Origin of the sequence: Bradyrhizobium sp. AZCC 1610 (genome assembly GCF_036924515.1) — a bacterium.
GTDB lineage: Bacteria > Pseudomonadota > Alphaproteobacteria > Rhizobiales > Xanthobacteraceae > Bradyrhizobium.
The window spans coordinates 684,829-705,365 of sequence record NZ_JAZHRR010000001.1; the positions used below are offsets into that span (position 1 = coordinate 684,829).

At 63.6% G+C, this 20,537-nt stretch carries 23 protein-coding genes; 4 read left to right on the top strand and 19 right to left on the bottom strand.

The genetic code is table 11. The annotated features are described in order from the left end of the window. Positions 1-90: 90 nt before the first annotated feature. Both V1279_RS03380 and V1279_RS03385 read right to left on the bottom strand, forming a co-directional pair. Positions 91-414, bottom strand: a complete 324-nt coding sequence (locus tag V1279_RS03380; RefSeq protein WP_334432455.1) for a hypothetical protein — start codon at positions 412-414, stop codon at positions 91-93. A 101-nt stretch (positions 415-515) separates the two neighbouring features. Beyond that, entirely contained in the window at positions 516-1,499 is a 984-nt protein-coding gene (locus tag V1279_RS03385; protein ID WP_442894724.1) for a helix-turn-helix transcriptional regulator, read from the bottom strand. A gap of 430 nt (positions 1,500-1,929) precedes the next feature. On the opposite strand from V1279_RS03385, the gene V1279_RS03390 reads away from it, so the two are divergent. After that, positions 1,930-2,862 carry a helix-turn-helix domain-containing protein gene (locus V1279_RS03390; RefSeq protein WP_334432457.1) on the top strand — a complete coding sequence of 311 codons (933 nt, stop codon included), beginning with the start codon at positions 1,930-1,932 and terminating at the stop codon, positions 2,860-2,862. 7 nt (positions 2,863-2,869) lie between these two features. Here the strand turns inward: V1279_RS03390 and V1279_RS03395 are convergent, their stop codons facing one another. The 9 genes from V1279_RS03395 to uvrC all read right to left on the bottom strand — a co-directional run bounded on the left by V1279_RS03395 (position 2,870) and on the right by uvrC (position 12,676). Then, positions 2,870-3,742, bottom strand: coding sequence for a catalase (locus tag V1279_RS03395; protein WP_334432459.1), 873 nt, complete (start codon positions 3,740-3,742; stop codon positions 2,870-2,872). 354 nt (positions 3,743-4,096) lie between these two features. Beyond that, a complete protein-coding gene (locus V1279_RS03400; RefSeq protein ID WP_334432461.1) occupies positions 4,097-4,951 on the bottom strand; it encodes a TIGR01459 family HAD-type hydrolase in 855 nt (284 codons plus the stop codon). A gap of 15 nt (positions 4,952-4,966) precedes the next feature. Continuing rightward, the gene (locus V1279_RS03405) at positions 4,967-6,436 is read right to left on the bottom strand and encodes an EAL domain-containing protein (RefSeq protein ID WP_334432463.1); all 1,470 of its coding nucleotides are present in this window, start codon (positions 6,434-6,436) and stop codon (positions 4,967-4,969) included. 302 nt (positions 6,437-6,738) lie between these two features. Next, the gene (locus V1279_RS03410) at positions 6,739-8,085 is read right to left on the bottom strand and encodes an aspartate aminotransferase family protein (RefSeq protein WP_334432465.1); all 1,347 of its coding nucleotides are present in this window, start codon (positions 8,083-8,085) and stop codon (positions 6,739-6,741) included. Positions 8,086-8,192: 107 nt separating this feature from the next. Beyond that, positions 8,193-9,170 (bottom strand): 50S ribosomal protein L3 N(5)-glutamine methyltransferase, encoded by a 978-nt coding sequence (gene prmB, locus V1279_RS03415; RefSeq protein WP_334432467.1) that lies wholly within the window; start codon positions 9,168-9,170, stop codon positions 8,193-8,195. Further along, entirely contained in the window at positions 9,170-9,637 is a 468-nt protein-coding gene (locus tag V1279_RS03420) for a molybdenum cofactor biosynthesis protein MoaE (RefSeq protein WP_334432469.1), read from the bottom strand. Before V1279_RS03420 ends, prmB begins: the two co-directional genes overlap by 1 nt. An 8-nt stretch (positions 9,638-9,645) precedes the next feature. Beyond that, entirely contained in the window at positions 9,646-9,897 is a 252-nt protein-coding gene (moaD, locus tag V1279_RS03425; RefSeq protein WP_334432471.1) for a molybdopterin converting factor subunit 1, read from the bottom strand. Next, positions 9,894-10,508 carry a CDP-diacylglycerol--glycerol-3-phosphate 3-phosphatidyltransferase gene (gene pgsA, locus V1279_RS03430; RefSeq protein ID WP_334432473.1) on the bottom strand — a complete coding sequence of 205 codons (615 nt, stop codon included), beginning with the start codon at positions 10,506-10,508 and terminating at the stop codon, positions 9,894-9,896. The genes moaD and pgsA overlap by 4 nt, the downstream gene beginning before the upstream one ends. Positions 10,509-10,609: 101 nt before the next feature. Continuing rightward, a complete protein-coding gene (uvrC, locus tag V1279_RS03435; RefSeq protein ID WP_334432475.1) occupies positions 10,610-12,676 on the bottom strand; it encodes an excinuclease ABC subunit UvrC in 2,067 nt (688 codons plus the stop codon). Positions 12,677-12,900: 224 nt separating this feature from the next. On the opposite strand from uvrC, the gene V1279_RS03440 reads away from it, so the two are divergent. Further along, complete coding sequence (locus V1279_RS03440; protein WP_334432477.1) at positions 12,901-13,524, top strand: outer membrane protein; 624 nt, start codon at positions 12,901-12,903, stop codon at positions 13,522-13,524. Between the two features lie 171 nt (positions 13,525-13,695). On the opposite strand, the gene V1279_RS03445 is transcribed toward V1279_RS03440, so the two are convergent. The 5 genes from V1279_RS03445 to V1279_RS03465 all read right to left on the bottom strand — a co-directional run bounded on the left by V1279_RS03445 (position 13,696) and on the right by V1279_RS03465 (position 16,700). Continuing rightward, positions 13,696-13,911, bottom strand: coding sequence for a cold-shock protein (locus V1279_RS03445; RefSeq protein ID WP_028350729.1), 216 nt, complete (start codon positions 13,909-13,911; stop codon positions 13,696-13,698). A 262-nt stretch (positions 13,912-14,173) separates the two neighbouring features. After that, complete coding sequence (locus V1279_RS03450) at positions 14,174-15,034, bottom strand: 23S rRNA (adenine(2030)-N(6))-methyltransferase RlmJ (protein WP_334432479.1); 861 nt, start codon at positions 15,032-15,034, stop codon at positions 14,174-14,176. Continuing rightward, the gene (locus V1279_RS03455; protein ID WP_334432481.1) at positions 15,031-15,309 is read right to left on the bottom strand and encodes a hypothetical protein; all 279 of its coding nucleotides are present in this window, start codon (positions 15,307-15,309) and stop codon (positions 15,031-15,033) included. The genes V1279_RS03450 and V1279_RS03455 overlap by 4 nt, the downstream gene beginning before the upstream one ends. A 114-nt stretch (positions 15,310-15,423) precedes the next feature. After that, complete coding sequence (locus tag V1279_RS03460; protein ID WP_442894872.1) at positions 15,424-16,038, bottom strand: ribonuclease T2 family protein; 615 nt, start codon at positions 16,036-16,038, stop codon at positions 15,424-15,426. Between the two features lie 185 nt (positions 16,039-16,223). Next, positions 16,224-16,700: a hypothetical protein gene (locus V1279_RS03465; protein ID WP_334432485.1), complete on the bottom strand. Its 477-nt coding sequence runs from the start codon at positions 16,698-16,700 to the stop codon at positions 16,224-16,226. Positions 16,701-16,866: 166 nt separating this feature from the next. Here V1279_RS03465 and V1279_RS03470 point away from each other — a divergent pair, with 166 nt between their 5' ends. Both V1279_RS03470 and V1279_RS03475 read left to right on the top strand, forming a co-directional pair. Beyond that, on the top strand, positions 16,867-17,187 hold the full coding sequence (locus V1279_RS03470; RefSeq protein ID WP_334432487.1) for a hypothetical protein: 321 nt from the start codon (positions 16,867-16,869) through the stop codon (positions 17,185-17,187). Positions 17,188-17,291: 104 nt separating this feature from the next. Beyond that, positions 17,292-17,828, top strand: a complete 537-nt coding sequence (locus V1279_RS03475) for a DUF3617 domain-containing protein (RefSeq protein WP_442894725.1) — start codon at positions 17,292-17,294, stop codon at positions 17,826-17,828. Between the two features lie 18 nt (positions 17,829-17,846). Here the strand turns inward: V1279_RS03475 and V1279_RS03480 are convergent, their stop codons facing one another. From V1279_RS03480 to V1279_RS03490, 3 genes are read right to left on the bottom strand one after another with little or no spacing between them, the layout of a single operon-like run. Then, complete coding sequence (locus V1279_RS03480) at positions 17,847-19,232, bottom strand: ATP-binding protein (protein WP_334432489.1); 1,386 nt, start codon at positions 19,230-19,232, stop codon at positions 17,847-17,849. An 8-nt stretch (positions 19,233-19,240) separates the two neighbouring features. Then, positions 19,241-19,975 (bottom strand): response regulator, encoded by a 735-nt coding sequence (locus tag V1279_RS03485; RefSeq protein ID WP_442894726.1) that lies wholly within the window; start codon positions 19,973-19,975, stop codon positions 19,241-19,243. A gap of 2 nt (positions 19,976-19,977) precedes the next feature. Further along, a complete protein-coding gene (locus V1279_RS03490; protein WP_334432491.1) occupies positions 19,978-20,532 on the bottom strand; it encodes a MarR family winged helix-turn-helix transcriptional regulator in 555 nt (184 codons plus the stop codon). Positions 20,533-20,537: the final 5 nt, after the last annotated feature.

Here is a 20,537-nt window from a genome sequence, read left to right on the forward strand (position 1 = left end):
ATTTCCCGGAAATTCGGGCGCTACCGCCGCTGCTCCTCATTGGCGGCAGCGACCGACGACGCGAAGAGGTGAAACGAAGACGCCAGGCCCTTATGGAGGGGAGCAGCTCGGCATTGACGACACTGGCTCACATGCCGTGCGGCAACCCCCGGAACTCACCGGCCAGCCACGGTGAAAGACAATCGGCTGAGCGGACTTCGGGCCCCAGTCCTTGCAGAAGGTCGGGACACCATCTTTGGTCATGATGGAGATCATCGGATTGCTGCTTTGAACGGCTTGTGGCGGAATTTCGGTTTCCTCGCCCGCTGCCGAAGTGAAGCGAACCGTCAATGAAAGGCCGTACATGACGGCGGACGCGACGACGCTCCTTCGCGATGTGATTGCAAGGGGGCCGATGAAGTTCTTCCAGGCCATCACTTGTTTCCCTCTGTTGTTGGTGTGGGCACCGTGAAGTTCTAGCGAACCGAATCTTCAACTGCCCCAGAGCGATTGACGTGCCTGTAGAGAGATTGCTGTTAACGCACGCGCCTCCGCCAATCGCTCGGGGTTTCGCCGGTCAGCTTCCGGAATGCCGCGGCGAAGGCGGTCTGGGAGGAATAGCCAAGCGCGACTGCGACCGACACGACCGACGCGTCAGTGTCGCGCAGCATGTTCATGGCCTGCTCGAGCCGGTGCTGGCGCAGCCAGGCATGCGGTGAAAGCCCGGTGCTTTCCTTGAAGGCACGGCAGAAATGGAAGCGCGACAGGCCGGCATCCGAAGCCAGCGCCGCGAGAGAGACGTCCGCATCGCTGTCCGAGCGCAAGCGTTCGGTGGCACGGAGCAGGACCTTCGGCGACAGCCCACCCATGGTCGGCTGGAACGTGGTTGGCGAGCCGCTGTGCGCAGCCAGCACGCGCGTGGCAAGGAGGTCTGTTAGCTGATGCCTGAACAGCGCATCCAGGGCCCCATTGCCCTCCAGGGAATCGGCCGCGCTCAAGAGCAATCGGGATGTAATGGGGTCAGGATGCCCCGTTCGTTCCAGGAGATCGATCGGTGTAGCGGTGTCGGCTTCGTCGGCAACGCGCTTGAGCGTTGTGTGAGGAAGATAGAGCTGAATGACATCAACGGGTTTCGGAATATCCCATCGGGAGCTTGATCCTTCCGGAATGATGATCACAACCCCGGGACGAAACGTTCCAATCGCAACCGATCTTCCTGACCGCCGTTCCACGCGCTGCATCGAGCCGTTGTAAGCCATGATGACGTGATCGGTCATGGGCTCGACGACGTCGTGCAATGGTTCATGTTTCCAGTGGGCGATCGTGCCGCTGGATGGGTCTGAAGCCATGCGGAGTGGTTGGGTGTGAAGCACGCGCGCCATCTCCGCATCGGCAGAACGGTGCTGGGCGTCCCGCAAATCGCGCTGGTGCGCCTCGGAAGTGTCTGGCTGATTCTGGTGCGAAAGATCGCGCGTAAGTGGTGGGTGGCTCATGAACCTGTCCTCGCCGTTGAGAAGCATCGTTGAGCGTTCGGCGCGGTTCTAGGCGGGCGACAGGTCTGGCGTCTTTCTCAAAGCCGCCATGCTTTGTCCGATTCTGCTCCAAGCCGCCATCAGGCGCCTCGCATGCGACCAAAGTCGAAAATCAGGCGCGGCGAACGGCATCGCTTGCTGCTGTCGAACTGGGCAGCCGACCGAAAACGCTCTTATCTTGAGCACTGTTGCAAATGGTCATCGGCGCCGACGGCCCGGACGATGCTATCAAGCTATGTGTCACGAAATTGACACGGTGCAGCCTCGGTGAAACGGGCAATGGGACCTCGCCGCAAGTCTCGAAAACTTGTCTCGCGGGGAATCTAGACGGTCTCTTGCTGATATCAGATAATGAGCCGCGACTTCGCCCCGGGACGATGACCGGCCGTGTCCAACTCCACTGATGGGATCGATCCCTATGACACAGACGGGCGCGTTCGGCCAAAGGCTGGGGCAGGTCCTGCATCTGAAGGATGCGCCGCCTTCGCTAATCGCGCGTTCACTGCGCGGCATGGAACTCGCGGTCACCGAAACCCGGGACGACAGCCCCGTGGCGGGTCTTTCCGGCTCGTTTACCCCTGAGGATGCCTTTCTCGTCAGCTTGAAACTTCACAACTACCCGGACTGCGAACTCTGGGAGAACGGCAAGTGCGTGATGAAGGCGGATATCCCGGCGGGCGCAACATATCTGTACGACCTCAAGCACGATCCGCGCTACGTGATCGACAAGCCCTTCCATTCCCTCTTTTTCTATTTGCCGCGCTCGACGCTCGACGGTCTCACTGAGCAGTCCCGCACGCCGCGCGTCGGTCAGCTCACCTGTCAGCTCGGCGTCGGCCATGACGATGCGGTGATTCGTCATATCGGCGCGTCGCTGCAAGAAGGGCTGCGTCGGCCGGACGAGACTAACCAACTTTTCGTCGATCACATGATGGTTGCGTTCACCGCACACGTCGCCCAAGCTTATGGCGGACTGCGCCTCGGCGGTGAGCCGACCCGCGGCGGTCTTGCGCCTTGGCAGGTTAAGCGCGCCTGCGAAAGGCTCGATTCGGACCTCGGCGGAAAGGTTTCATTGCAACAAATTGCCGCCGAGTTTGATTTCTCGGTCAGCCATTTTTCGCGCGCTTTTCGAATCTCCACCGGCCTGCCGCCGCACCAGTGGCTGCTTCGTCAGCGCGTGAAGGCGGCCAAACAGTTGATGACCATCCGCGACCTGCCGTTGTCCGAGATTGCGATATCGGCCGGGTTTGCCAATCAAAGCCACTTTACGCGGGTGTTTTCGGCCACGGTCGGCGTCAGCCCGGCAGCGTGGCGCCGTGAAGCGTGTGGCGCACCGGAAAGCGAAACCTGACCTCCGGTCAGCGACGTCTTGTCTGGGAGATCGCGTAGGCGGCGCAGCGCGCCGCAAACATCGCGTCCGGCGGACGACCGATACCTTCCGCAAGATTGGTCGGATTGAAGACGGCCTCATCGCACGCATCGTTTGCTTCGACGCCGGTGACCACGATCGTTCCCAGCCGCACCGCTTCGCGTCTGTCCTCATCGGGCCATCGGATGGTCACGTCCATGACAGGGTCGCCGGGACGGTCGAGCAGCGCCATCACGCTGAACCTGATATCGCGGGCCGCGATCCGGGAGTCGAGGTCGCCTTGCAGGAGGTCGGGAGCCTTCGCCGTGGCCTCGTTCGCGGCCCGCCTGCGTTCTTCGCCGACCGGCATGATCTTGAACTTGATGAACCGTGTCTCGCCTTTTGAATTCGTCGCGGGAAATGCGTGCACACCCCAATAGGTCGTGCTGGCAAAGCTTGCGGGCAACGGATGCGCGGCGATGTAGTCCGCCTGATGCAGCGTTTCGGGATTGCTGGCTGAGAATGCCTCGAGCTTCTCCCAATCCGGATTGCCGTCCGGTCCCCGAATGCGTGCCGCAAGGAAAGCCAGCATCTGTTCGGGCGTCCTGGCGAAATGAATCGGGACGCTTTGCGTGAAAATTTCCGAGCGCTGACCGTCGCCGCCGAGCCGGAAGCTGAAGCCGCGCAACAAGAGGTTGGTGTTCGCCGCCGCTGGATGGCCGCCGTCCAAAGAGAAGCGCGCCAGCACGCGCGATGGCTTGGTGAAGCTGCGGGATTTCGTGATCTCCCGAGCCTGATCAGAGGGGGCATAGGTACCCCTAACGCACCGGCCCCAGGCGAAGCTCGCGCGACTCCTTGGCCGCAGACCGGCTGCCGCCTTCAAGGCGTCGATAATGGATGCGGGCGTGGCAACACCGCTGCGAAACCTGGGCAGAACGGAACCTTGGGCTCGGACGTTGGGACTTTGGTTTTAGCGTAGGGCAAGCCAAGCCAGGCGTCTTTCCCGAAGCGACCATGCCTTGTCCGATTCTGCGACGAAACTTGCCGATAGCAGCTCGCCTCGATGGATCTCCATTCTTGAGTGGCTGTTGCGCAGTCCACTGCGCGCGCAACCTCGTCGAGCGGTTGTTTAATGGGACCACGCCCTACCAGGTCTTGCGTTTTCGGATGATGTAAGGCCCATTCCTACTTTGCATGGGGTTGTTTTCGCAATTTTGAGTCCGGCGCAGCGATGCACCTACCACCGCAGCTCCCGCATCAGCGCGCGGGGTGGATGTCCGAACAGCTCTTTCACCGAGGCCGGATCGAGCTGGTCGATGCCCTCGAATTCCTCGGAATGGATGCCGCGGGTGAGGAAAAGACAATCGATTCCGAAACCGAGCGCGCCAGTGAGATCGGTGCGCACCGAATCCCCGATCGCCAGCACACGGTCGAGCGAGGTCGGCTGGCCGCGGCGTTCGGCGGCGAGCGCCATGGCGCGTTCATAGATCGGCCGGTGCGGCTTGCCGTAGAAGATCACCTCACCGCCTAGTTCGCGATAGAGCTCGGCGATGGCGCCCGCGCAATAGATCAGCCGGTCGCCGCGTTCGACGACGATGTCGGGGTTGGCGCAAACCAGCGGCAGCTTGTGCTCGCGCGCCTGCAGCATCATCGCGCGATAGTCTTCCGCCGATTCGATCTCGTCGTCGAACAGGCCGGTGCAGACGATGTAGTCGGCCTGCTCCAGCGGTGCCATCGCGGCGTCAAGCCCGCGATGGATCGAAGAGTCTCGCTCCGGACCGATCCAGAACATCCTCTTGCCGGGATGGTCGGCGACGAAATTGCGGGTCAGGTCGCCGGAACTGACGATGGCATCGTAGGTTTCGTCGGCGACGCCGAACTTGCGCAACTGGCGCTGCACGGAATCGGCCGGCCGCGGCGCGTTGGTGATCAGGATGACGGTGCCGCCGCGCTGGCGATAGGTGTGCAGCGCCTCGCAGGCTTCGGGAAACGCCTCGAGCCCGTTATGCACCACGCCCCAGATGTCGGAGAGGATGACCTCCACGCCGTTCACGAGGCCGCGCAGCTGTTCGACGAACCGCAATGAGGTCATGATTGCGGAAGCCTGTTAGCCCGGTCCCGCGGCACGGCGCGCCAGTGCGGCATTGCCGGTCGCCCGCATCGGGGGCTCGGCGGCCGGGCCGGCGATGGGAGCGGTGTTGCTGGAGCCATTGGAAGTGCCGGATTCCTTGTTCGCTGTCGTCCCGCCGGTAGCAGATGCCCCCTCGGGCCGCAACGGCCGCGGCGGCGCAAACAGGAAGCCCTGTCCAAACCGCACGTCATAGTCGAGCAGATCCACCACCGCGCGCTCGCCCTCGATCTTTTCGGCGATCAGGTCAATGCCGAAGCGGCCGAGCAAGTCAGAAAGATCGGAAGGATGGATGTCCGAGGTCGAGCTCTGTTTGGGATCGAGCAACAATGCCGCCGGCACCTTGATGAAACGGACGCCGCGGTCGGCGAGGTCGCGCGGCTCGATCCGCAAGTCGGTGACGTGATCGATCGAGAAGCGGTAACCGCGCTGCGACAGCGCGGCGAGATTCTCGATTTCGGCCGGACCGAGGTGGCGGAACGCCGCCTGCTTGAATTCGAGCACGAAGGACGGCGCCAGCGCCCGATTGGCCTCGAGGAAGTCGAGGCATTGCGCGAAATTGGCGTGATTGCCGAGTGTCGCCGCCGAGACGTTGCAGAACACGCCGACGTCCTTGTTGCGCACCATCAGGCGGCGCAACACCTGGATACAGCGCAGCATCACGATGTGATCGATCTTGCCGATCAGCCCGCCGGCTTCGGCGGTGGCGATAAAATCGTCGGCGGCGAGGATCTGATCCTTGTCGTCGCGCAGCCGCGTCACTGCCTCGTAGAACCGCACCTTGCGCTGCGGCAGCGTCACCATCGGCTGCAGGTAGATGTCGAGCCGGTTTTCCTCGACGGCGTTCTTCACCGCGGCAAGCAGTTGCGGCTGGCTGCGCGAGGCAGACGTTGCTTCTGCGGCAATTGCCGCCGGCGCCGGCCTTGCGGCAGCAGCCGGCGCGGGCCTGACGGTAGGCGCCGCTTGCTCCGGGGCGAGCGCCGGTTCGTTCGGCGGTTCGGAATGCTGCCTGTCCGACGGGGCGGGGGGCGCGGCCGCCGCGCCCGAGGCCAGCAGATCCTCATGGCTCGCCACCGAGATGGCCAGTTGCTTGACCAACCCGCCGAGCTCGTTGATCTCGCCGAGGACGGCCTGGATGCGGTCGGAGCTCGCAGAGTTCGCCGACACCACCCGGCCCTCGACCGCGGCGAGCCGGCGGCCGAATTCGGCAACCTGGCGTGCGAGGTCGGCGGTGCCGCGGGAAAGATCGGCGATCTGGCCGCCGACGTCGGAGCGGTCGCGCAGCCGCATCGACACGGCGTTGTAGAGGATCAGGAAGGTCAGCGCGGTGAGCGCCACGATCGCGGATTCGGTGCCGTTGAAGCCGGCCACCGCATGCAGCACGAGGCCGAGGGATGCTGCAACCAGCACCATGCAGATGGCGATGAAAACCGTCGAAATGCGAATCATGTCGCGCGCTACGTCCTCAGGTCCGAACTGTATTCACCCGGGAAAACACGGAAGTTTCAGCCATGTTCCGCCTTGCGCTCCCCGAGCGGCGCAACCTTAGCATCAATGTTGATTCGCAGAGCTAGTGTTCTTTTGGCACGGCCGGAACTGGGAACGCGATGCCAGGCAGTCTCGTGTCCCGGCCCTTATGCGCAATTGCGCATCAGGAGCCGGCACCCATGTCGAGGATCGGGACTGAGGAGAGATGGGTCCCGGCTCCTGATGCGCAATTGCGCATAAAGGCCGGGACACGAGAGCGATGGCTACGCCGTCGCGCGGATCACCTTGGTGACTTTTTCGACGATCTCGCCGATCTGGTCTTCGGTCATGATCAAGGGCGGGGTCAGGCACAGCGTGTCGCCGGCAACCCGCAGCATCAAATCATTGTCGTGGAAGGCGCTGTCGAGCCCGGCGAAGCCGCGCTTGCCCGGCGCGTCGGCGACCGGCGCGAGGTCGATGCCGGCGGTCAGGCCGACGGTCCGGATATCCACGACGCCTGGCTCGTTCCGCAGCGACATCACCGCGTCGGCGAATTTCGGCTCGAGCCCATGAGCGCGCTCGAACAGCTTTTCGTCGCGGTAGATGTCGAGCGTGGCCAGACCCGCCGCGCAGGCCAGCGGATGGGCCGAGTAGGTGTAGCCATGGGCCAGTTCGACCACATGTTCCGGGCCGCTCATGAAGGCGTCATGGATGGTGTCGCGCACCAGCACACCGCCCATCGGGGCGGCGCCATTGGTGATGCCCTTGGCGAAGGTCAGCATGTCGGGCGTCACGCCATAGCGTTCGGCGGCAAAGGCGAAGCCGAGCCGGCCGAAGCCAGTGATGACCTCGTCGAAGATCAGGAGGATGCCATGCTTCTGGGTGATCTCGCGCAGTCGCTTCAGATAGCCCTTCGGCGCCGGCAGCACGCCGGTCGATCCGGCCATCGGCTCGACGATCACGGCCGCGACCGTGTTGGCGCCGTGCAGGTTGACGATGCGTTCGAGCTCGTCGGCGAAATGCGCGCCATAGTCGGGTTCGCCCTTGCTGAAGGCTTGCTTCTCGCGGTCATAGGTCGCCGGCAAATGATCGACGCCGGTCAAGAGCGAGCCGAACAGCTTGCGGTTGCCGACGATGCCGCCGACCGAGGTGCCGCCAAAACCGACGCCGTGATAGCCCCGTTCACGGCCGATCAGGCGGATGCGGCTGCCCTGACCGTTGATCTGGTGATAGGCCAGCGCGATCTTGAGCGCGGTATCGGCCGCTTCCGAGCCGGAATTGCAGAAGAACACGTGGTCGAGCCCGGCGGGCGCCAGTTCCGCGATGCGGCTGGCGAGTTCAAAGGCCTGCGGGATACCGAACTGGAACGGCGGCGCATAGTCCAGCGCCTCGGCCTGCTTGGCGATTGCCGACGAAATCTGGGTGCGGCCGTGGCCGGCATTGGTGCACCACATGCCCGAGGCGCCGTCGATGATCTTGCGGCCGTCGACGGTGAAGTAATGCATGTCCTTGGCGCTGGCGAGCAGCCGCGGGTTCTTCTTGAACGCCCGGTTCGCAGTGAACGGCATCCAGTGCGCGGCGAGGTCGTTCGGAACCGCGACGGGGGTGGGACGGGGGCTCTTGTCCAGCATGGGCGGCCTCTTTGATGTTTGGGGCGGTGGGTAACGCCCAAACTATCAGTTTCGCCGCTGAACGGGAACGCCGGCACGCCGTGATATTTCAGCGCTATTCCGTAAATTCACAGATCGGACGCGGCGATCCAGAATACTTCGCCCTCGGAATCCGCGGTATCGAGCCAGAGCAGCGGCAGTTGCGGATAGGCGGCTTCCAGTTGCGGACGGCAGCGGCCGATCTCGCATAATAGCCCGCCCTGCGGCGTCAGGTGCGCTTCTGCCTCGTCGAGGATGCGCCTGACAATGTCGAGCCCGTCGGCGCCGCCATCGAAGGCAAGCTTCGGCTCGGCACGGCATTCGCGCGGCAGGCCGGCCATGCCTTCCGCATCGACATAGGGGGGATTGGAAATGATCAGGTCGTAGCGCTTGCCGCCCAGCGGCTTGAACAGATCGCCACGGTACAGCTTCAAGCGATCCTGTAGCCCGTAGTCTCCGACATTGCGCGCGGCGACCTCGATTGCGTCTTTTGAAATATCCACCGCGTCGATCGCGGCATTCGGAAAATTCCTGCTCGCCAGAATGGCGAGACAGCCCGAGCCGGTGCAGAGGTCGAGCACGCTGTGTATCGATGCCGGATCGCCGATCAGCGAACCGTCTTCCGCGTCATACTCTTCATTTTCCTGGCGACCGAAATGCTGCTCCAGCAGTTCGCCGATGAACGAGCGCGGCACGATGGTGCGCTCGTCGACATAGAAGGGCAGACCGCGCATGTAGATCTTGTTGACGAGGTAGGCTGTGGGTTTTCGGGTCGTGACGCGGCGCGCGATCAGGTCGAGGATCTTTCGGCCTTCGGCGGCAGTGACGCGCGCGGTGGCGAACGCCTCGAACTGGTCAGGGTGCAGATGCAGCGCCTCGCAGACCAGGAAGGCGGCCTCGGCAACAGGATCGGTGGTGCCATGGGCAAATACCAGCCCGGCCTCGGTGAAGCGGCTGACGGCGAAGCGGACGAAATCGAGCAGCGTCAGCAATTCGCCGGCGCCGACCTTGGGAAGTTTCGATGTGGTCTGGCCGCGCTTTGCCGCCGGCTTCGTGCGTTTGGCCATCAGGGCTTGGTCCAGCGCGCGGCGGCTGCATCATCATGGTCGCGCGCCTCCACCCAGCTCGTGCCTTTTTCGCTTTCCTCGCGCTTCCAGAACGGCGCGTTGGTCTTCAGATAGTCCATCAGGAATTCCGCCGCTTCGAAGGCTGCCTGGCGATGCGGCGACGCCGTCACCACCAGCACGATGTTCTCGCCCGGCGCGATGCGGCCGAACCGGTGAACGATGGTGAGCCCCTGCAACGGCCAGCGCGACAGCGCCTCGTCGGCGTGGCGCCCGATCTCGGCCTCCGCCATGCCGGGATAATGCTCGAGCGTCAGCGCGGCGATCGGCTCGCCGTTCTCGCTGCCGCGGCAGATGCCGCTGAACGTGACGACGGCGCCGATATCGGTACGGCCTTTGGTGAGCGCCGCGATCTCCTGCGCAACGTCGAAATCGCCTGCCTGGATACGGATGGTCGCGGTGACGGACATGCTTGAGGTCAGCCGCCGGTCATCGGCGGGAAGAACGCAATCTCACGCGCGCCAGCGATCACGGCGTCCGGCTTGACGTGGGCCTGGTCAATCGCGGCGCGGATCACCTTCGGCTTTTCGAAGGCGTAGGCATAAGCCTCGCCCCGGCTGGACAGCCAGCCGATCAGGTCGTTCACCGTGCGCACATCTGCCGGCGGCTCGATCGTTTCCTCCGCCACGCCGACCCGCTCGCGTACCCAGGCGAAATACTTGACCCTCATCCCTCATCCTCCTTGATGAGGTGATGGATGCCGGCGCGGAAATAGTCCCAGCCGGTGTAGATCGTGAAGATCGCCGACAACCACAACAGGGCGATGCCGATCAGGGTGGTCGCCGGCAGGAGCTGCTCGCCCGCTTCACCGGCGATCAGAAAGCCGATCGCGACCAACTGAATGGTGGTCTTCCATTTCGCAAGCTTGGTCACGGGCACGCTGACCCGCAGCGCGGCGAGATATTCCCGCAAGCCCGAGACCAGGATCTCGCGGCACAGGATCACGATGGCGGCCCACAGCGTCCAGCCATGGATGCTGCTATCGGCTGCCAGCATCAGGAGGCAGGACGCCACCAGCAGCTTGTCGGCGATCGGGTCCAGCATCCGGCCAAAAGCGGATTGCTGATCCCACATTCGCGCATAGTAGCCATCGAGGTAGTCGGTCACCGCGGCAGCGATGAAGACCGCCAGCGCTACCCAGCGCAGCCACAGCGGGCCGTCCAGGATGGACTGGGCGAAAACGCAGCCGACCACTACCGGAATGGCGGCAATGCGGGCGTAGGTCAGGATATTCGGCAAGGACAGGGTTTTGGCCTGTCCCCTGGTTGTTGCGATGTTCATCCGTGTTACCAATACCGCTGGAGCGTGAAGGTCAACCGTGTGGACCTAGATCATCTGTCGCAGGCGACGCCCAAATGACATGCCTCTCGATTCGAAGTCCCTCAACCCGGCTGCGCATGGAAAAACTCGAAAATCTTGCGAGCGCTTTCGGCGCTAACGCCTGGAACCTTGCCGAGGTCCGCGATCGAGGCCCGCTCGATCTCCTTCAGTGTTCCGAAGTGATGCAGCAAGGCACGTTTGCGTGACGGGCCGATGCCCGGGATTTCCTGTAAGCCCGCTTCCCTGATGTCTTTTTTCCGCAGTTTGCGGTGCGAGCCGATCACGAAGCGATGCGCCTCGTCGCGCAGCCGCTGGATGAAATACAGCACCGGGTCGCGCGGCTCGAGCTTGATGGCCTCGCGGTCCGGCATGAACAGGGTCTCCCGCCCGGCATCGCGGTCCGGGCCTTTTGCCACGGCCATCAGCGAGACCTGGGCTAGTCCCAGACCCTCGAAAATTTCTCGGACGGCGTTGAGCTGGCCGCGGCCGCCGTCGATGATGACGAGGTCGGGCCATTGCGGAAACGAATCATCGTCGGCCTTCGCCTTGACGGCGTCGCCCTCCGGCGGTTTCAGGAGCCGCTTGAAGCGCCGTTCCAGCACCTCGCGCATCATCGCATAGTCGTCGCCGGGCGTCAGTCCCTCGGACTTGATGTTGAACTTGCGGTACTGGTTTTTGATAAAACCATCCGGCCCCGCCACGATCATCGCGCCGACGGCGTTGGTGCCCTGGATGTGGCTGTTGTCGTAGACCTCGATGCGCTTCGGCACCTGCGGCAGTCCGAGCGTGGTCGACATCCCTTCCAGCAGCCTGCTCTGCGTCGCCGTATCGGCGAGCTTGCGGCCAAGCGCCTCGCGCGCGTTGGTCAGCGCATGCGTGACCAATTCTTTTTTCTCGCCGCGCTTGGGTACCGAGACTTCGACTTTGTAGCCGGCCTTCACGCAAAGCGCGTCGGCAAGCAGTGCTGATTCCTCGATCTCATGCGACAGCAGGATGAGTCTCGGCGGCGGCTTGTCGTCGTAGAATTGCGCGAGGAACGAGGCCAGCACTTCCTCCGGCGTGAACGACTTCTCCGCGCGCGGAAAATAGGCGCGGTTGCCCCAGTTCTGGCCGGTGCGGAAGAAGAATACTTCGACGCAGGAATAGCCGCCCTCCTGATGGATGGCGAACACGTCGGCTTCTTCCACGGTGCGCGGATTGATGCCCTGCTGCGACTGGATCGCCGACAGCGCGGCGAGGCGGTCGCGGTAGAGCGCCGCGGTCTCGAATTCGAGTTCGTTCGACGCCTTCTCCATCTCAGCGGCGAGCAACTCCTTCACGGCGTGGCTCCGCCCGGAAAGGAAGTCGTTCGCCTCGCGCACTAGCTCGGTGTAGCCGGGGAAATCGATCTCGCGGGTACAGGGGCCCGAGCAGCGGCGGATCTGGTAGAGCAGGCAGGGGCGGGTGCGGCTCTCGAAGAAGCTGTCGGTGCAGGAGCGGATCAGGAACGCGCGCTGCAGCGCCGTGATGGTGCGGTTGACGGCGCCTGCGGATGCGAACGGCCCAAAATATCGTCCGGGCCTGGTTTGCGCGCCGCGATGTTTGAGGATCTGCGGCGCCCAATGGTCGCCTGATATCAGGATGTAGGGAAACGACTTGTCGTCGCGCAGTTGCACATTGAAGCGCGGCCGCAGCTGCTTGATCAGGTTGGCTTCCAGCAGCAGCGCTTCGGTCTCGGTCGTGGTGGAGACGATCTCGACCGTCATGGTTGCCGCAATCATCCGCAGAATGCGCGCCGGCAGCGGCGCGTTGACGCGGGCGTAGGAAGCAAGCCGCTTGCGGACGTTTTTCGCTTTGCCGACGTACAGCACGTCGCTTCCGGCATTGAGCATGCGGTAGACACCGGGAGAGGTCGGCGCCAGCCGCACCGCGTTTTCGATGGCGGCGTGGCCGATCGCCAGCGGGCCTTCGGCAATCGCCTCGGCAGCTTCCTCAGGGGCTTCCGGCAGGCGCGCCTCGTCGTCCTCCTCGGCGGCGGATGTCGCGGGATCGACGTCGGCGGCGATCAGGTCCTGCGGCGGCAGATCCGGCTGGGAACCCCGCCGCGCCTTGCGCGGGGGCTGCGGATGGTCGGTAGAATCGTGATCCATGGGCCTAAATTAAGCGCTGCAAGGCGGCATCGCCAGCGTTCGCGACGCTCTCTCCCGGGGAAGGGCGCCGGTAACGCTTTCTTAAGACTGAGGAGCGGGAGTTACCCGGCTTAACAACCCTTTAACTTAAAACTCTCGATAAATCTTAGCGGAAAAAGCTGGAGTTCCGTAACCAGGCGGTCTTTCGCCGGGCATGGTCGCGGCAAGTTGCGTGGGGTGGCGTGATGAGCAGGTTTGTGTGGGGCGCGCTGGCGGTGATCGCTGCTGGCTGGACCACATCGGCACGGGGGGCCGACCTCTACGGATCGCGCCCGCCCTTGACGGTCAACCAGACGCACTTCGGTCCCGATAGCTGGGCCGGCCCCTATCTCGGCGGCAACCTCGGCTATGCCTGGGGCTCGGTCGCAAACAATCCGACCAAGCCGTCCGGTTTCGTGGGTGGTGTCCAGGCCGGCTACAATTGGCGGAACGGGCCGTGGGTGTTCGGCATCGAAGGCGACGTCCAGGCCACCGGCGCCGAAGATACCTTCGCACCGTGGAAATTCTCCAATCCCTGGTTCGGTACGGTTCGCGGCCGCGCCGGTTACGCGTTCAACAACGTGCTGTTCTTCGGTACCGGCGGTCTCGCCTTCGGCGAGCTGCGCGCCACCACCTTCGGCGTGACGGAGTCCCATACCAATGCGGGCTGGACGCTCGGCGTCGGCGCCGAGATGGGCTTCGCCCCGAACTGGAGCGCCAAGGTCGAATACCTCTATGTCGATCTGGCCAACAGCAACTTCGTCGTTACAGGCGCGTCGAACGGTTACCGGTTCGGCTTGATCCGGGCCGGCGTGAACTATCACTTCTGAGAACAAAGAAACTGTCGGCTATCACCTCCCGGCGGCAGCAGGTCGCCGGGATTTTTTTGCCTTAGGGCCGGGGTTGCGCTCGCCGCGCGCCTCACCGCTCTGGACGGCAATGCCGTGCCCAGCGCAATCTTCGCAGCAGGAATTCAGTCCGCTTCCAAGGCGAGCGTCGGTTTACGATGAAATCACCAGGTTGACCGCCTTGGGGCCTTTGCCCTTCTTGTCCGGTTCGACCTCAAACGTAATGCGCTGTCCTTCTGTCAGATCCTTCAGTCCGGCCCGCTCGACGGCGGTGATGTGCACGAACACATCGCGGCCGCCATCATCGGGCTTGATGAAGCCGTAGCCGCGTTCTCCATTGAAGAACTTGACTGTTCCAGTCATGGCCATCGGGAAACTCCTCCCCCGTATTGCTCTGCCGCTACGCGCATCTCGCGTGTCAGCCGACCGGACATTCGCTGCCGGAAGCTTGGCCACCTGAGCCGATCGGGTTCACGTCCCCGACCAACCTGGATTTTATTCGGCCTTGATCACTCCGCCGCAACCATTCGCGGAAGCGGAACGTAAAGCCAGTCCCAACGGCCTGAGCATAATACGGATTTGCGCGAATTGCCTATGGCCATTCGCACTTTTCACCTGATGCGCCGGGTCCTCAGGGCTTGGGCGTCTCCAGCCTGAACCGGCCGGCGCCGCCCTGGCCGAGCGGCTTTTCGAGTTCGGGTAGAATGGTCTTCAGCTCGCCCGCCAGCGTCCACGGCGGATTGACGATCAAAAGACCGGTGGAGGCGAGGGGGCCGCCCGGCGCCTGCGGCGCGACGCTGAATTCGAGCCGCAGGCATTTCCCGGCCGGCTTGCTGGCGGCGGCAGCGCCCGCGACAAGGCGCGCCAGGGTGTCGGTGACCCGCCGGCTCTTCACCGGATACCAGATCAGATAGCTGCCGGTCGGCCATTTCGCGTAGGCTTCGGCGAATCCGTCGGCCAGCTTCTCGAATTCGTCCTTTTGCTCGAACGAGGGGTCGATCAGCACCAGGCCGCGCCGCTCGTTGGGCGGCACGAAGGCCGGCAACGCCATCCAGCCATCGAGATCGACCACCCTTGCCTGGCTGTCGCGGCGCAGCGCGTCGATCAGCTGCCTGCGGGCGCCGGGCTCGATTTCGCAGGCCGTGAGACGGTCCTGTGGCCGCAGCAGCGCGCGGGCGATCAGGGGCGATCCGGGATAGGCCTCAAGCTTGCCCGGCGCGTTGAATGCCCTGATGATATCGAGATAGGGGGCGACCAGCGGCAGCGTGTTTTCCGAAAACCGCGCCTGCAGCACCCGCGCAATGCCGGTCAGCCATTCGCCGCCGCGGCGGGCTTCTTCGCCGGTGAGATCGTAGCGCCCGGCGCCGGCATGGGTGTCGATGACGCGAAACGGGGCCTGCTTTTCCTGCAGATAGGCCAGCATGCGCACCAGCACGATGTGCTTGATGACATCGGCAAAGCCGCCGGCGTGAAAGGCGTGTCGGTAGTTCATGGGGGAGGGGTTACGACATCGGGGCCCGGAAAGTAACCCATATCGTCGAAGATGCGAGCGGCGGATGACGTCTGCAATGGAGGTTCAGTGGCTAGTCGCAGAATGATGTTATCGTCACCCAGCAGCACGGCAGGACCACTGTAAGCTTCGAGGGCTCGGACGATTCCCTTGTTTTCAATCTCGGCAGCAATGGATCGGCACGACTGAGCTTCGCCGATCACACCAGCGTCGATATTCGTGCCTGACGCAGCTTCGGCGTAGAGGGTCCCGGCCATCCACGTACCTTGCAGACGACAATAAAGCCGTGGATGACCGGGAACGCAGACAACTCTGGGCAGTCTGCGCAGGGCGGATTGCTATGTGTGGGCCTGCACGATGGAAGCGGCTCTTCAACCGCCCCGCACCGGCGGCATCACTACCTCGTCACGCCGGCAGGTGCGGCGGTCGGTTTCCTCGCAGGCGCGGAATTGCATGTCCTTGCTCAGGCAGACCCGCACCTCGCTCAGCCGCCGGCTCGAGCAGGTCACCGAAATCGCCGAACTGCTGAGGCCCGGGTTGATCTTGATGAAGGCCTCTTCGAGATCGCCGGGGGCAATCGTCTTCTGCTCCGACAATTGCAGGAATTCCTCGGGGATTTTCACAGCCGCACGCGCCTTGCGGACGCTCTCGAAATAGGCCCGCGCACCAAGGCCCGAACAGGTGCCGTGCTTGTCCCACTGGTTGAAGATCAGGCCGGGCGCCGGCATCAGGTCCAGCATCGAGGTCATGATGTTGCGATCGAGCCGCGGTGAGGGCCGCTGGCAGTATTCGGGAAAACCGCGCTCATATTGCGGCCACAGGCCGTGGACCACGAAGGAATAGGGCCGTTCGCACTGGGCCTGTGAGCGTCCGCTATTGCCGCGCTCGGCCGCCGCCTCGCAGAACGAGGGCGACCACGAAAGGGCCAGGACGTAAAAATCGAACTCGCCCGGGGCGTTCTGCCGGCGGTCCTGGGCGGACGCCATCCCGACGGAGACGACAACAAGCGCCAGCGAAATCAGAAGCCGCAAAATGATGACGGATCGGTGCATCGAAAGCCCCTCTACTCGACTACCGGGAGCCTAGCAGGGAACCGGAACATTTCAAGAACAAAATTAATTTATCGCGGACGCCAGCCGCGGGTCCGTTCAATCGGCGCGAATTGGGCGAATCAGGGCTTGGCGGCCCGGCAGCCGGGGCTATAGGCCCAGTTGCGGTCAAGGCCGGTCACGCACCATTCTACGCCTTGGCCGAAGCCGGCAAAGCCGCCGTCCTCGATGATCGAGAAGTGCACGGTGCGCATCTTGCCGTCGCTCAGCATCACGTCGCCGCTGCAGTAGCGGCGCGGAATGTTGTCGGACTGCCAGGGTCGGAACGCGGTTTCGTGGATCCGGCCGTAGCCAGTAATCGTCAGCGCCGAATTCCAGAACTTGCCCTCCTTCTCCTGGAATTGGTACGCGATCGTCGACAGCGCCCGCTCGCACTCGGCGACGCGGCCATCATATTTCGGGCCGAACAGCCCGAAATTCAATTCCATCGGATTGGCGGCCTGGGCGGCATGGCTGGAGACCAGCAGGGCGAACGCCGCCGCCATCGGGCCAAGTGCTTTGGGACCGAGTGCTCTCAAGGATTTGAACAGGTTGCGCATGGGGAATCCGCCGGTAAGCCAACACGCGAGACGGTGCCGCGAAGCCCTGACAAGGTCAAGTGCAGCGCGGCAACACCTGACGACCAAGTCCGCCTCGTGCTGCAACCATTCTTTTCACGGCCATCGGCGCACACTATGGTGGGCTTCGAGCGAAATGGAGTCTGCGATGCGAAGAATTATGGCCGCGTGCCTGATTGCCATGTGCCTGGTAGTAATGGGCGGAATGCTGGCGGGCGCGCCTGCGCAGGCGCAGTGGTGGGACATCGACACGGTGCCGCCGTTCAAGGGCAATGACACCGGCGGTATCATCGCCTATCCGCTCGCGATGCAGGCCGATGCCCGCCAACTCGCCGTCGATCACTGCGCCCGCTACGGCAAGGTGGTGAAATTCCTCGGCGTGCAAGCCAATTACGGCGGCTATGTTTCCTTTGCCTGCCGCTGGGTGCCCTATGGCGCCGCCGAGCGGCCGCTGCGCACGCTTTACTGAGCGCGCGCCGCTACCTGATTTTCCGGCTGGACATGTTTTTGCCACGCGAAGCGTTCACTTCGCGTGCGCACAATATCGTGGAAGAATTCAGGGGGAGCACACGCATGAGACGACTGCTTCTTGTGTCTTGTTTGGCCGCTGGCCTGCTGGCCATGTTGCCCGTGAACGGCGCGGTCGCCGTGGAGCTGCCGGTGCGCAAGGCCGGTCTGTGGGAGATGAAGGTGCTGAGCACAGGCGCGCCGGTGCCTGAGATGACGATGCAGCAATGCACCGACGAGACCACCGATAAGGACATGAGCACAGCAATGTCGCCGATGGCCAAGGAGATGTGCTCGAAGCAGGATATCCAGAAGACGTCAGCCGGCTATGTCACCGATTCCGTCTGCGGCATCGCCGGCATGACGATCAAGTCACATGCCGAGATCACCGGCGACTTCAACTCCGCCTACACCGTGAAATCGACCTCGCGCAGCGAGGGTGGCCCGGCCGGTGGAGGGCGCGACAACACCACGACGATCGAGGCCAAATGGCTTGGCGCCTGCAAGAGCGATCAAAAGCCCGGCGATACCGTGATGCCTGGCGGCATGAAGATGAACATCAAGGACATGGAAAAGCTGAAGTCCATGATGCCGAAGAAGTAAGCGGGCTACATCGCCCAATTACACCGGCACCCTTACCGCCGCGCGCAGGCCGCCCATCGGGCTGTCGCCGAGCGTGATGTCACCGCCATGTGAGCGGGCGATGTCGCGGGCGATGGCCAGCCCCAGGCCCGTGCCGCCTTCGTCCTGGTTGCGGGCATCGTCGAGCCGAAGGAACGGCTTGAACACTTCCGCGCGCATATTGGCCGGAATGCCCGGCCCGTCGTCGTCGACCGTAACCGTCAGATAACGGTGATCGCGGTGGCCGGTGATGGCGACCGTGTTGGCGTGGCGCGCCGCGTTGGAGACGAGGTTGGCGATGCAGCGCTTGAACGAGGCCGGCTTCACCGTCACGACCGGCAGTCCACGGAACACCACGGTCGCGGTATGGCCGTGGCGTTCTGCATCGCTGCGCAACTCTTCCAGCGCCATCGCCATGTCGGTCGGCTGCGCGATCTCGCCACTGTCGCCGCGCGCAAAGGCGAGATAGGCCTCCAGCATGCCGGCCATTTCGTCGACGTCTTTGCGCATGCCGTCGACTTCAGGGCTGTCGCCGATAAGTGCGAGTTCGAGCTTGAAGCGGGTCAGGATGGTGCGCAGATCGTGGCTGACGCCGGCCAGCATCGCGGTGCGCTGCTCGATCGAGCGCTCGACGCGCGCCTTCATTTCCAGGAACGCCTGCGCCGCGCGCCGCACCTCCCGCGCGCCGCGGGGACGGAAATTCGGTACCTCGCGGCCCTTGCCGAAACTTTCGGCGGCGTCCGCCAGCCGCAGGATCGGCCTGATCTGGTTGCGCAAAAACAGCACCGCGACGATCAGCAGGATCGAGGAGGTGCCGAGCATCCAGAAGATGAAGATCTCCGAATTCGAGGCGTAGGCGGCGCTGCGCTGCGCGAACACCCGCATCACGGAATCGTCGAGCTGGATACGTATTTCGACCAGATTGGACTTGCCGACGGTATCGATCCAGAACGGGCGGCGAATCTGGCGGCCGATCTGCGTCGACAGGGTCTGGTCGAGCAGCGAGAAGAACGGTTTCGGCCCGGGCTGCGGCATATCGCCGACCGGAAGAAAATCGACCACGAGCTGCAGCCGCTGTCCGATGTGGCGCAACTGCGAGCGCTCCTTGTCCTGCGGATAGAACTTGTAGACGTCGATCAGGCTGGCGATGTCCTGCACCACGGCAGCCGACAGCCGACGCGTCACCGTGTTCCAGTGCCGCTCCATGAACACGAACGCCACGACCGTTTGCAGGATCACCATCGGCACGATCATGATCAGGAGCGCCCGGGCATAGAGCCCGGTCGGCATCCAGCTCTTGAACGCGTTGCCCATCCAGCCATTGGCCCTGGAGACGCGTTGCGACGCATTGCGGATGAACGTCAGGCCGGTGTCGAGCGTGCTCATGAATTGGCTCAGGGCGACGCGACCAGGCGATAGCCGATGCCGCGCACCGCCTGCAGGAACAGCGGATTGGCGGGATCGCGCTCGATCTTGCGCCGCAGGCGGTTGATCTGCACGTCGACCGCGCGCTCGTTCACCGTGCCGCCCCCGGTCAGCGCCGCGCGCGGCACGGTTTCGCCGGGGCTGGCGGCCAGAATGCGCAGCATTTCGCGCTCGCGGTCGGTCAGGTGAATGATTTCCTCGCCCTGACGCAGTTCGCCGCGGTCGAGATGATAGACGTAAGGGCCGAACGCGATCTGCTCCAGCGCCTCCACCGGCGGCGGCGCGGAGCGCTTGAGGATATTGCCGATCCGCAAGACCAGTTCGCGCGGCTCGAACGGCTTGGCGACATAATCGTCGGCGCCGATCTGCAGGCCCTCGATCCGCGCCTCCGCCTCATGGCGCGCCGTCAGCATGATGATCGGCACTGAGGAGGAGGTGCGAATGAAGCGGGCCAGATCGAAGCCGGTTTCGCCGGGCATCATGACGTCGAGGATCAGGAGATCGAAATGCAGGCCGAGCAGCTTTGCGCGGGCGTCGTTCGCGCTCGAGGCGGTGGTGACGCGGTAACCCTCGCCCGATAGAAACCGCGACAAGAGATCGCGGATACGGCGGTCGTCGTCGACCAAGAGCAGATGCGGGGCGTCGTCGGCCAGCTGCCGCGTTGCCCGCGCGGTGGCTGCAGCGATGGTTACTCCTTGCGCCACGGTCACTCCCTTGGCTTCTTGCTGCCGGTCCCGAAGATCGCCTCTAGCACCTTGTCGGGGTCGTCGCGATCGATCATCGCGCGCAGGAACTGGCTGATAGCAGCGACGCCTTCGGGATTGATGTCCCGGAGCGCGCTTGTGATGCGATCGGTCTGCAGCCCTGCGAGCTTCGCCACCAAGGCTTCGCCCTTGGGGGTGGCGTAAAGAAGGCGCTGCCGGCGGTCGTTATTGCCGGTCTTCTGGACGATGTAGCCCTCGTCGAGCAATTGCTTGAGCACCCGGCCAAGCGACTGCTTGGTGATCCGCAGGACATCCAGGAGGTCGGCGACCTTGAGGCCGGGATAGCGGTAGACGAAATGCATCACGCGGTGATGGGCGCGGCCGAACCCGAAAGCCTCGAGCTCATGGTCGGCGTCGCCCACGAAATCGCGATAGGCGAAGAACAACAATTCGATGATGTCCCAGCGCAATTCGCCGGCCCGCGGGGCGGGGGACGTGCCGGCGGCTCCCTGCGAATCGGGGTCGGCCGGGTCCCTTGAGAAATTTACGTCAGTCATGTTGA